Below are 12307 nucleotides of genomic sequence, written 5' to 3' on the forward strand. Positions count from 1 at the left end.
GAAGTGAGAGATCATGGGCAGTTCTCCAGCCCCTGAGCGAATAGCCGAATACCCCAGACCTTCGCACACGCTCCTCCACCTCACCGACACCCATCTCGTCGGTGGAGACGAACTCCTCTACGGCACCGTCGACGCCGACACCCGCCTCGGGCTGATCCTCGACGACATCCGCGCCTCCCGGGTCCGACCCGACGCCCTGGTGTTCACCGGCGACCTCGCCGACCGCGGTCAACCCGACGCCTACCGCAAGCTCCGCGGGCTCGTCGAACCACTCGCCGCAGCGCTCGACGCCGAGATCGTGTGGGCGATGGGCAACCACGACGACCGCGCGACCTTCCGTGAAGAGCTGCTCGACGAAGCGCCCCTCGGCGCACCGATCGACGCCGTCCACGCCGTGGGCGGACTGCGGATCGTCAGCCTCGACACCTCGGTCCCGGGCCACCACCACGGTGAGGTGACCGACGACCAGCTCGCCTGGCTGGCCGACGAACTCGCGACACCCTCGCCGTTCGGTACCGTTCTCGCACTGCATCATCCGCCCGTGCCCAGCGTGTTCGACATGGCCGTCCTCGTCGAACTGCGCGACCAGGCGGGCCTCGCCGAAGTGCTGCGCGGCACCGATGTGCGCGCCATCCTCGGTGGGCACCTGCACTACTCGACCTCGGCCACGTTCGCAGGCATCCCGGTCTCGGTCGCCTCGTCGACCTGCTACACCCAGGATCTGAACGTCCCGGTCGGCTCGCAGCGCGGACACGACGGTGCGCAGGGCTTCAACCTCGTGCACGTCTATCCCGACACGATCGTGCACTCCGTGGTGCCCAGCGGAAGCTACGCCACCGCCGGGCAACCCCACACGGCCGAGGACGCGGCACGGCGTCTGGCCGAGGCCGGCATCCGCATCCCCGAGAACCCCGACCTCACTGTTCGTCTCTAGCCGACGTCCGTTCGGTCCGGGTGGTCGGTCTCCCAGGGTGCCGGAATCGGGTAGTACCGCTCCAGGAACTGCGTGACCTTCGCGGTGCGCAGCTCCAGGTCGACCTCGGGTGTGCTGCCGTCGTTGAGGCAGAACAGGTCGAGATTGCGGCGCGCCAGGATCGTGTCCAGGTGTCGCAGGCCGGACTTCACGGTGGTGTCGACGTACTCCACCTTCGCCGTGGTCTGCTGCACCGCGCGGCCGGTCAGCAGCGTGTAGTAGTGGTAGAAGGAGTTCGTCACCGAGATGTTGTCGGCCGCCCGGAACGGGCTCGCCGCCGTCGCAGCGAACTCGTCCGCGAACTCGCGCTCCATCTCCGCCAAGATCGACCTGCGCAACGGGACCGGCGTGTGTTCGAGGTGCCGAGTGATGGTGACCCCGAAGCGGTCCTGCAGGAGCGTGCGGTTCATGCGGGCGGAGTTCTCGAACCCACTGCGCGAAGGGTTGTTCCGGCCGAGGCCGATCCGCACGTCGCACTCGATGAACTTGCTGACACCCCCACCGGAGAAGAACAGGCTCGGGCTCACCCGGCGACCGAAGAACATGTCGTCGTTCGAGTACAGGAAGTGCTCGGACAGTCCCGAAATGTGGTGCAGCTGCGACTCGACCGCCATCGAATTGTAGGTGGGCAGCGCCGACGGGTCGGCGAAGAACTCCTCGCTGCGCACGAACGTCACGCGCGGATCGTCGGCGAGCCACGCCGGTCGCGGCGAGTCGGTGGCGACGAAGATCCGCCGCACCCACGGCGCGTACATGTGGACCGAACGCAGGGCGTACTTGAGTTCGTTGATCTGCCGGTAGCGGGCCGGCGAGTCGTCACCTTCGCCGACGACATAGTTCTGCATCAGCTTCGCGCGCTTGGCCTGGAACGACTTCGACGACCCGTCGACCCACGAGAACACGAGGTCGATCTCGAACGGGATGTCGCCGGGATGGCGGTCGAACATGCCTTCGATCGTGGGCCACAGCTGCCCGTACCGCTCGACCGTCGTCCGGCGCATCTCGTCGCGCAGGGCGACCGTGCGGGTGAGAGCGTTCGGGCGAGGCATGATCACCTCGTCGTCGGTGTAGGTCCACAGCTCGATGTCCACGCCGTTCGACGCGCCGTACCGCAGCCCGCTCGTCAGTTCGACGCGCGGGCGGAACAGCCGGAACACGCGGTCCTTCCTGTCGCGCGAGAGCTGTCCGTCCGCCACCGGGACCGGTCGTCGCTTCGAGCCGACGGCCTTCGAGTAGAACGGCTCGGCGGCGCACCCCTCGGCGAGCACGGCCCGCAGCCTCTTTCGGTCGGCGCGGTCGATCGCCATGATGGGACGGTCGCTGTCGTCGCGCACGAGCAGGTAGTCGATGCGCGCCCGGTCGAGCACGCGGCGCAGGAACAGCACGTCCTCGATCTGCGCCTCGTCGGGAGTGGTGGTGGTGATCGGGATGGCGTAGCGATCCTCGAACCACACCACCTCCTCGTGCCTCGCGGGGCCGCGGACCGTGGCGCGGCCGAGCGGGGGAGCGTCTCCGACCTTCTGAGAAAGGGAGACGTAGGGAGCGTTGTGTGGGGCCGGCGTGTGCGTCGGAATCTCCTTTCACGAGTCGGGACGGGAACAGCCATTTTAACGTCGATCTGAGCTAAGTTCTCGCGTAGGCGATGTGACGATCCTGTGAACGCCGACGCCGCCGCCTCTCGAAGACCGAACCGGTGCCGTGTAGCCTGTCCGCAGGACTCGACACGGGGTGCCGGAAACGGCTGAGAGAACACCCGTCGAACCTGATCTCGATCATGCGAGCGAAGGGATGCCGAGCCGGCGCCGGGCCACAGGTCTGTCGCCCTCACGCACCCTTCCCCACACAGGGAAGGCACAGAAGATGTCATTGCAGAACCAGGTCGTCCTCGTCACCGGTGCCGGTCGCGGCCTCGGCCGGAGCATCGCGCAGGCGTTCGCCGACGAAGGAGCCGCCGTCGTCCTCGACTACCGGCGCAGCGGCGAGGGTGCTCACGAACTGGCCGACAGGATCGGACCCGAGCGGGCGGTCGCGCTGGAAGCCGACGTCACCGACCGCGCCGACGTCGAATCGCTGTTCACCCGCGCCCGCGAGCACTTCGGACGCCCCGTCACCACCGTCGTCAACAACGCCCTGCCCGACTTCTCCTTCAACGGCGACGCCCGGCCCAAGGCCGACGAGATCGGCTACGACCGGTTCGGAGCCCAGTTCGACGGTGTCATCGGCGGCGCGGTCAACATCATCCAGGCGGCGCTGCCGGGCATGCGCGAAGCCGGCGGCGGCAGCATCGTCAACATCGGCACCAACCTGTTCCAGCATCCCGTCGTCCCGTACCACGACTACACCGCCGCCAAAGCCGCGCTGCTGTCGCTGACCCGCACCTTCGCCGCCGACCTCGGCCCCGACGGGATCCGCGTCAACATGGTCTCCGGCGGTCTGCTGCGCACGACCGACGCATCGTCGGCGACCCCCGAAGCGGTGTTCGACCTCATCGCGTCGTCGACGCCGCTGCGGAAGGTCACCACGCCCGAGGACTTCGCGGCGGCGGTGCTGTTCTTCGCCTCCGACTGGTCGCGGGCCGTCACCGGACAGAACCTGGTGGTCGACGGGGGACTGGTGATGAACTGATGGCCGGACCACGCACCCTTCACCTCAACGCCTTCCTCTACGGCGTCGGGCATCATTCGTCGGCGTGGCGGCATCCCGACTCCGCGGCCGGACGCATCGGCGACATCACGTATTTCGAGGAACTCGCCCGCACCGCCGAACGGGGATGCCTCGACGCGGTGTTCTTCGCCGACGGTCACAGCGTCAACCCGAAGTACACGGCAGGCACCACCTGGTTCCTCGAACCGCTGACTGCGCTGTCGGCGATGGCGCGCGCGACCGAGCACATCGGTCTCGTCACCACCGTCTCCGCGAGTTTCTTCACGCCCTTCCATGCCGCACGGATGCTCGCCTCGCTCGATCACATCAGCGGGGGACGGGTGGGCGCGAACATCGTCACCTCGATGTTCGACGAGGAAGCGCGCAACCACGGATTCGACGCCCTGCCTCCGCACGCCGAACGGTATGCGCGGGCCGAGGAATTCATCGAGGTGCTCTGCGCTCTGTGGGATTCGTGGGGTGACGGCGGTGTCCTCGTCGACCGGGCGGGTGGCAGCTTCCTGGACTCCGACGCGATCCGCCCGATCCATCACCGGGGCAGTCATTTCCGCGTCGACGGTCCGCTGACCGTGCCGCGGTGCCCGCAGGGTCGTCCGGTGCTGTTCCAGGCCGGCGCCTCGGAGACCGGACGCAACCTGGCGGCCCGTCACGCCGAGGCCGTCTACTCCGTCGCGTGGGACATGACCGCGGCGCTCGAGTACGTCACCGACCTGCGTGCGCGGATCGCCGCGGCCGGCAGGGATCCCGGGACGGTCGCCATCCTGCCCGGACTCGTCACCTACGTCGGTCGCACCGAAGCGGAGGCGTGGGCGAAGAAGGCCGAACTCGATGCGCTCCTCGACGTCGACGCCGCCGTCACCCAGCTCGGCGTCTTCACCGGTCAGGACTACACCGGCCACGACCTCGACGCGCCGGTCGCCGACCTGCCACCCATCGAGGAGTTCAGCGGGCCGCAGGGGCGCTACGCGACGGTGCAGCGCATCGTCGAGACCCGCCGCCCCACCCTGCGCGAACTGCTCGGTTACCTCGCCGCGGGCGGTGGTCACGCGACCATGATCGGCACCCCCGAGTCTGTCGCCGACAGCATCGAGGAATGGTTCACCGCGGGCGCCTGCGACGGCTTCAACCTGATGTGCCCCGCCTATCCGGATTCGCTCGACGACTTCGTCGACCTCGTCGTCCCGGAACTGCAGCGTCGTGGCCTGTTCCGGACCGAGTATCCCGGCTCGACCCTGCGCGACTCGCTCGGTCTGAAGGCGCCGTAGCGGAGAAGAGCGCGAATCGGTCATCGGAGCGGGTTGTAGCGCGCACCGATGACCGTTTCGCGCTCCTGAGCGGCCCGACGCGCCTGCCACCGGCGACCGGTACGCTCAGCCTCCCGGCGTGGGCGCGGGAGTGCTCTCCTCCGCTCCGGGAGCGCGTGCCGGATCACCCGGCGGCTGATAGCTCGAGCCGTAGAAGATCGGCAGGATGCCCTTGACGAGGGTCAGCGCCGAACCTTCACCGGACGGCACCGTCGACAGGTTCGTGGCGATAACGATCGTCAGGTCGGTCTCCGGGTCGTGGCCCATGAAGGTCATGAAGCCCGGAAGCTGACCGTCGTGTCCGAGCAGCGGACCGAACTGCGCCATGCCGAGGCCGTAGCCGGCGGTCCCGCCGCCCACCGATTGCACGCTGTCGAGGCGGGTCTGCTGCATCTGCTCGTCGAGCAGACCACCACCGACCAGCGCCTTCACGTAGGTGGTCATGTCGTCGACGGTGGAGATCGCAGCGCCCGCGGTCCACGTCCACGACGGGTTGTCGTCTGTCACGTCGTTCGGCTTCAACGTTCCTGCGACCGCGGCCGCCTGCTCGTCCTCCGGCAATGCGAAGGTGTCGATTGTGGAGACGTTGGTGCCGAACATGTAGCCCTGCGGATGCGGATCGGGAATGGAGGAATCATCGTTCGCCGGGAACGAGGTGTCCGCCAATCCGAGCGGGACGAAGATGCGCTCGTCGAACGCCTCCGCGATCCGCATGCCCGTCAGTTCTTCCACGACGAGTCCGAGCAGCACCGTATTCGTGTTGCTGTATTCGAACTGTTCCCCGGGCGGGAAGTTCACGGGCTGGGCGAACGCGATCGCGAGCAACTCCTCCGGCGTCCACGCCTTCTCGGGCTCGCGGTCCAGCGTCGCGTTGAACTCCGGGTCGAAGCTGTAGCTGTACAGGCCGCTCCGCATCTCGGCGAGCTGCGCAATGGTGATCGTGTCGCCGTTCGGGACACCCTCGACGTACTTCGATATCGGGTCGTCGAGCGACAGGCGACCTTCCTCCACCAACTGCAGGACGGCGGTGACCGTCATCGTCTTCGTGTTGCTGCCGATGCGGAAATGGTCGTCGGGGGAGATCGGGTCGTCGGCATCGATGGTGGAGGTGCCGAACGTGCCGGTCCAATCGCCGCGGTCGGGGGAGCTGATCTGTACCACCGCGCCGGGAATGGCGTTGTCGCGCATCAACTGCTCCACGGTGGATTGCAGCTCGGCTACGTACTCGGGCTGAGCCGCCTCGGTGGAGGTCGGCGACGGTGTGGATTCGGGCTCGGTGGTATCGGAACTGCACGCCGACGCGGTCAGTACGGCCACCGTCAGGAGCGACGCTGCGAGTGTCTTCATCAATCGTCTGCTTTCGGGATCGGTGGTCCCCGAAAGAACAGGGGACTCTGTGATGGTGTCACGAATTCGGACATTTCCCGCTGTGGAGGTGAATTTTTCACCCTCTCCGAACGATTCCGATCGCAGTGTCCCTCGTGTCATTCTGGAGCGGGACCGAATCCGTGTTCGGAGGTCGAATCATGAAGGCATTGGTGTTCCACGGGCCGGGGAAACGATCGTGGGAGGACGTTCCCGATGCGACGATCCAGGACAGTACCGATGCCGTGGTGCGCGTCGACGCCGTCACCATCTGCGGCACCGACCTGCACATCCTCGGAGGTGACGTACCCGAGGTGACCGACGGACGGATCCTCGGTCACGAGGCCGTCGGGACCGTGGTCGAGGTGGGCGACGGAGTGCAGACACTCGCGCCCGGCGACCGAGTGCTCGTCTCGTGCGTCACCGCGTGCGGTATGTGCCGGTTCTGCCGCGAGAGCCGCTACGGGCAGTGCCTCGGAGGAGGCGGCTGGATCCTCGGGCACCTGATCGACGGCACCCAGGCCGAGTTGGTCCGAGTTCCGTACGCCGACAATTCGACCCACCGGATTCCCGACGGCGTGAGCGACGAACAGATGCTCATGCTCGCCGACATCCTGCCCACCTCCTACGAGGTCGGCGTTCTCAACGGCCGTCTCCGGCCGGCGGACGTGGTCGTCATCATCGGGGCCGGTCCCATCGGGCTCGCCGCCATCCTCGCCGCACGACTGTTCAGTCCGAGCCGCATCGTCGCCGTCGACCTCGCCGACAGCCGCCTCGAAGCGGCGAAGGCATTCGGGGCGAACGTCGTGGTCAACAGCGGTCGTGACGACGTGGCGGCGGTCGTCCGCGATCTCACCGGAGGTCTCGGCGCCGACGTCACGATGGAGGCCGTCGGCTATCCGGAGACGTTCGAACAGGCGGTCGCGCTCGCGCGGCCGTGCGGGCACGTCGCCAACATCGGTGTGCACGGTAAGCCCGCGACGTTGCACCTCGAGGACATCTGGATCAAGAACCTGACGATCACCACCGGCCTCGTCGACACCTACTCGACGCCCACACTGATCGGTCTCGTGAGCAGTGGTCAGCTCGACACGTCGCCGATGATCACGCACCGGTTCGCGCTCGACGAGTTCGAACAGGCCTACGACGTGTTCTCCCGTGCCGGCGAGACCGGTGCGCTGAAAGTACTCCTCACGGCCGGGTCGTGACGCTCATTCCTGCTGATCGGCGATATCGAGAAGCTGCTGGATCTGCTCCGGCTCGACCCCCGGAGCGAACCCGGCGAGACGACCGAGCGGCATCGACGCCGCCATCTTCAGAACACTCTCGTCGACCCCGACCTCGCCGCCGAGCGAACCGAACGCCTGCAGGACGATCTCGGCGGCCGCGGGGTTCTGGAACAGTTCTCCGAGAGACGACTCCATCGTCAGCGGAATTCGCACCGCGTCGCCCGTCATGTCGACGGTGAGCGTCTGCCGGATGTCGCGGCTCGACGCACCGATGTCGATGCTGTACGTGCCATCTTCGACCACCCAGGAATCGACGCGGGTGTCCCAGTAGGCGAGGTCGTCGCGTCGGATACTCACGGCGACACGTTGCGATTCGCCGGAATCCAGACGGACCTTGGTGAAGCCCTTCAACTCTCGCGGCGCCCGCGCAACGGACGAACCGGGTGCACCGGCGTACACCTGCACGACCTCGGCGCCCGCACGCCCACCCGTGTTGGTGACGGTGACGTGCACCGTGAGATCGCCGTCGGATTCCACAGCGGCATCGGAGTATTCGAACGTCGTGTACGACAAGCCGTGACCGAAGGGGAAGGACACGTCGAGGCGACGCGCGTCGTACGAGCGGTATCCGACGAACAATCCTTCTCCGTACCGCACATGGCCGTGTTCGCCCGGGAAGTTCGTGTGCGCCGGGGTGTCCTCGAGCCGGATCGGGACGGTCTCCGCGAGTCGGCCGCTCGGATTCACGTGCCCGTAGAGCACGTCGGCGCCGGCGCCGCCACCGGCCTGCCCGAGCAGCCACCCTTCCACGATCGCCGGAACACGGTCGGCGAAGCCGCTGAGCCGCACGACACCGCCGTTCGACAACACGACGACGACGTTCGGGTTCGCCGTCAGCACAGCATCGAGCAGCGCGGTTTGACGCTGCGGGAGTTCGAGGTCGTCGCGGTCGAAACCTTCGGATTCGAGTTCGGCGGGTACACCGAGGAACACGACCGCGATATCGGCGTCTGCGGCACGCTTCACCGCCTCGTCGACGAGTGCGGCCGAGTCCGATCCGTCGAGCGCGTAACCGGCGGCGAAGGGAACGTCCCGGCCGGACAGCGACCGGATCTCGTCGAGCGCGTTGTCGAGGCGCGTCGGTTCGATCCGGGACGATCCGGCGCCCTGGTAGCGCGGCGTGCGGGCCAGTTCGCCGATCACCGCGATGTTCGCGTCGGTGGCGAGGGGAAGCAGGTCGTTCTCGTTGCGGAGCAGCACGATGCTCTGCCCGGCCACCTCGCGTGCGAGGGCGTGATGGGCATCGGCGTCGAAGGTCGCGCGGGGATCGGACGCAGCGACGGCCTTCTGCACCAGTTCGATCACCCGCGCGGCTGCCGTGTCGAGGACCGATTCGTCGACCGTGCCCGCCCGTACCGCCGCGACGATCTCGGCGTCCGTACGACCTCCTGTGGACGGCATCTCGAGATCCAGACCTGCCGCGAGGGACGCGACGCGGTCGTCGACAGCACCCCAATCGCTCACGACCAGACCCTCGAAACCCCACTCGTCGCGCAGGACGTCGGTGAGCAGCCACGGGTTACGGGACGAGTACACCCCGTTGATCCGGTTGTATGAGCACATCACCGTCCACGGCTGCGCGTCGCGCACGACCCGCTCGAAGGCACGCAGATAGATCTCCCGCAGTGGCCGCGGGTCGACGTCGGCGGAGACCCGCATCCGGTCGGTCTCCTGGTTGTTCGCCGCGAAATGCTTGAGCGACGCACCGACGCCCTGCGACTGCAGGCCGCGCACGAGCGCGGCGCCCAGGACACCGGAGATCAGCGGGTCCTCCGACAGATACTCGAAGTTCCGCCCGCACAGTGGCGAGCGTTTGATGTTGATGCCGGGTCCGAGCAGAACGGCAACCTGCAGCGCCTTGGCCTCTGCACCCAGTGCTGCGCCGACCCGTTCGACCAGCTCCGGATCGAAGGAGCACCCCAGCGCGACGGCGGGCGGGAAGCAGGTCGCGGGGACGGACGAGTTCAAGCCGAGATGATCGCCCGCCGCGGTCTGCTTGCGCACGCCGTGCGGACCGTCGGTGAGCATGATCGAGGGAATGTCCGCGCGCGGAAGGGGTTCGGTGTGCCAGAAGTCGAGGCCGCTCATGAGCGACGCCTTCTCCTCCACGGTCAGTTGCGCCACGATCTCGACGGGTGAGCGGTCGGTCATGCTGCTCCTTCGGCCGGGTCTTTCCGCTGCACCATAACCCCTGGGAGAGACCGACGATATCGGCGGAGTCGGAGGGCGCGTCACAGCGGGAGGGCGGTTTCGATCCTGTCGGTAGCAAGGTTGAGAATGTCCGATCGTGGTGGTTCTCGTCGGGGGACGAAGCGATCGGAGGAGTACGTGATCGAAGTGCACGCGCCCGCGGAGGGGGTCGTGATGTTGCCCCGCGACCATCGGTGGGTGGTGGTCGACGTCGAGACCTCAGGCGTGCGTCCCAACGCCCACCGGGTCCTGAGCGTCGCCGCCCTCGTATTGCGCGAGGACGGGTCCGTGGAGCGGGAGTTCTCGACCCTCGTCGACCCCGGCTGCGATCCGGGACCGGTGCATGTCCACAACCTCACACGGGAGCGCCTCGCCGGGTCGCCGCGATTCGAGGACATCGCCGGTGAACTGGCCGGGATCCTCGACGGCGCCACGATCGTCGCCCACAACGCGTCGTTCGATTACGGGTTCCTCGACGCCGAGTTCCGCCGGGCCGGCACGTCGCTCCCGGCCGAGCATCGCCTGTGCACGCTCGCGTTGTCGCGCCGGCTCGAACTCGACGTCCCCAACTACCGGCTGGCGACCCTCGCGCAGCACTGGCAGGTCCAGCAGCTGCAGGAGCACGACGCCTACGACGACGCGCGCGTCCTGTCGGAGATCTTCCTGCGTAGCGCCGCGATGGCCGACAACCTGCAGTTGCCGCTACCCGTCGTCAACTGCCGCAGCCGCAAGTCGGTGTATCCCGCCTCCGTCCCGCGGGTCGCGTGCCAGTGGAAGAACCCGGGTCGCCTCGGCGACGACGGCCTCGTCCAGGGCATGAAGGTCGTGATCAGCGGTTCCACCGTCACCCCGCGGGTCGCGCTCGCGAACCGGCTGACCGAGGCCGGGCTCGACGTGATGAACAACGCGAGCAAGCAGACCAGCGTCGTGGTGTGCAACGACCCCACGGTGCAGACCGCCAAGGTCCGCAAGGCGATGGCCGAAGGCATCCCCGTGATCAGCGAGCAGCAGCTCGAGGATCTCCTGACGCGGGTGCGGCCGGGTGAACCGAAGGTCGCGACGGTCGTCGACATCATTCTGCCGCCGGAACCGCAGGTCGCGGTGGTGCCTCCGGTCCGGCCGCTGACCGGACAGAAGCCCAAGCTGTGGACCGGACGTAAGGTACTGCTGCTCGGCGGCACGCACCTGCAGGCCGTCATGATGCGCTCGCGACTCACCCAGCTCGGTGCACGCCCGGCCCTCAACTTCACGGCCGCCGTCACCGACGTGCTGGTCCTCGAAGGAGGAGAGGCCGACAAGCGGATGGCGCGGGTCGCCGCGCGCGAGCTGCCCGTCCTCCGACCCGACGATGTCGATGCCGCAGTGGAGAAGGGCGTCGTGCCCCCGCACATGCGCGTGGAGTCGTGGCTGACGGCACCGGTGCTGTCGCGCGGCGAGGTGATCGACCTGCCGACCGACAGTCACCGCTGGGCCGTGAACGTCGCGTGGAAGGCCGAGGCGGCCGGCGACGAGTTCGATCTCGACGTCGTCGCCTTCCTGCTGGGCGCCGACGAAAAGGTCGACACCGACGACGATTTCGTCTTCTACAACAACCCGCTCTACGACGACGGTGTCGTCGAACTGACCATCGACGGTTCGAGCGAGCACTGCATCCGTGTCGACCTCGCGGAGCTCCCCGCCGAATGCGAACGCATCGCCATCGCCGCGGCCATCGACGGCAACCGCACCTTCGGCGAACTCGGCGCGGTGTCGGTCGGCGTCGACAGCGACAGCGGCACCGCCGCGACGTTCGTGCTCGACGCCAGCACCACCGAACGCACCATGGTCCTCGCCGAGATCTACCGCCGCGCCGGCAAGTGGCGGCTACGCGCGGTGGGGCAGGGGTACGACGACGACCTCGCGGCCCTCGCACGCCGGTACGGGGTGGATGTCGATGACTGATCTCCGCTATCGGGTTGGTGGCGGTGCTTGGGGCACCTTCTCACTGCATCCGCTCGCGAAATTGCTATCTGCACCTGCCGTAACCGTAGCGAATGACGAACCTGCGAGCGGATGGAAGTCGAATCAGCTGCGCCCCTTGCCTATTCGGCCCCGATCGATTGTCGGCCGACACCAACACAACTGCTCGAACGCGCGAAATGGTCATCGGTGCGCGTTATTGCGCGCTCTGATGATCATTTCCCGCTCCGCTGTCGGGGTCTGTGGCGGCGAGTTGACGGGCCCAGTCGGATTCGGTGTCGAGGAAGGCTTCTCCACCGGCGGCGAAGGCGTCGCGGAGTTGGGTGAGGGCGAGAGTGAACTGCTCGATGCGTTCGACTGCAGATTCCGGTGTGCCGGACGCTTTGCGCTTGTAACCGGCCGCGAGCTGTTGCGCTGACGCGAAGTCCCCGAACCCCTCGACATTGAGGAGCCTACGCGCTGTCTCGTGTGACTCGTCGAATTCATCAAGCATGACCTTGCATATCCTGAGGATCTCGTTCACGACATGCGGCTCGAGTCGGGTAAAGCCGGATGGCATAGTG

General features: G+C 67.3%; 9 protein-coding genes and 1 riboswitch. Of the genes, 5 read left to right on the forward strand and 4 right to left on the reverse strand.

Going from position 1 to position 12307, the window contains the following annotated elements:
* Positions 1-13 precede the first annotated feature (13 nt).
* Entirely contained in the window at positions 14-934 is a 921-nt protein-coding gene (locus B9C99_RS01590; RefSeq protein ID WP_016694239.1) for a phosphodiesterase, read from the forward strand.
* Here the strand turns inward: B9C99_RS01590 and B9C99_RS01595 are convergent.
* Positions 931-2427, reverse strand: coding sequence for a stealth family protein (locus tag B9C99_RS01595; protein WP_088896808.1), 1497 nt, complete (start codon positions 2425-2427; stop codon positions 931-933). The two genes, B9C99_RS01590 and B9C99_RS01595, sit on opposite strands and share 4 nt — an antisense overlap.
* Positions 2428-2687: 260 nt before the next feature.
* Positions 2688-2779: riboswitch (TPP riboswitch) on the forward strand.
* A gap of 54 nt (positions 2780-2833) precedes the next feature.
* On the opposite strand from B9C99_RS01595, the gene B9C99_RS01600 reads away from it, so the two are divergent.
* Together B9C99_RS01600 and B9C99_RS01605 are read left to right on the forward strand one after the other, a co-directional pair.
* Positions 2834-3598, forward strand: a complete 765-nt coding sequence (locus tag B9C99_RS01600; protein ID WP_026061576.1) for a 3-oxoacyl-ACP reductase — start codon at positions 2834-2836, stop codon at positions 3596-3598.
* Positions 3598-4902, forward strand: a complete 1305-nt coding sequence (locus tag B9C99_RS01605; RefSeq protein WP_088896746.1) for an LLM class flavin-dependent oxidoreductase — start codon at positions 3598-3600, stop codon at positions 4900-4902. Before B9C99_RS01600 ends, B9C99_RS01605 begins: the two co-directional genes overlap by 1 nt.
* Positions 4903-5007: 105 nt before the next feature.
* Here B9C99_RS01605 and B9C99_RS01610 read toward each other — a convergent pair whose 3' ends face one another.
* Positions 5008-6288, reverse strand: coding sequence for a serine hydrolase (locus B9C99_RS01610; protein ID WP_088896747.1), 1281 nt, complete (start codon positions 6286-6288; stop codon positions 5008-5010).
* 179 nt (positions 6289-6467) lie between these two features.
* Between B9C99_RS01610 and B9C99_RS01615 the strand changes: the two genes are divergently transcribed.
* On the forward strand, positions 6468-7514 hold the full coding sequence (locus tag B9C99_RS01615) for a zinc-dependent alcohol dehydrogenase family protein (protein ID WP_088896809.1): 1047 nt from the start codon (positions 6468-6470) through the stop codon (positions 7512-7514).
* 3 nt (positions 7515-7517) lie between these two features.
* On the opposite strand, the gene B9C99_RS01620 is transcribed toward B9C99_RS01615, so the two are convergent.
* Entirely contained in the window at positions 7518-9746 is a 2229-nt protein-coding gene (locus B9C99_RS01620; RefSeq protein WP_088896748.1) for a glycoside hydrolase family 3 C-terminal domain-containing protein, read from the reverse strand.
* Positions 9747-9872: 126 nt separating this feature from the next.
* Here B9C99_RS01620 and B9C99_RS01625 point away from each other — a divergent pair, with 126 nt between their 5' ends.
* A complete protein-coding gene (locus tag B9C99_RS01625) occupies positions 9873-11726 on the forward strand; it encodes a TerD family protein (protein WP_088896749.1) in 1854 nt (617 codons plus the stop codon).
* 214 nt (positions 11727-11940) lie between these two features.
* On the opposite strand, the gene B9C99_RS01630 is transcribed toward B9C99_RS01625, so the two are convergent.
* Positions 11941-12303: a hypothetical protein gene (locus tag B9C99_RS01630; RefSeq protein ID WP_088896750.1), complete on the reverse strand. Its 363-nt coding sequence runs from the start codon at positions 12301-12303 to the stop codon at positions 11941-11943.
* Between the last annotated feature and the right edge of the window lie 4 nt (positions 12304-12307).

This window comes from Rhodococcus sp. BUPNP1 (assembly GCF_002215235.1).
Taxonomy (GTDB): domain Bacteria; phylum Actinomycetota; class Actinomycetes; order Mycobacteriales; family Mycobacteriaceae; genus Rhodococcus.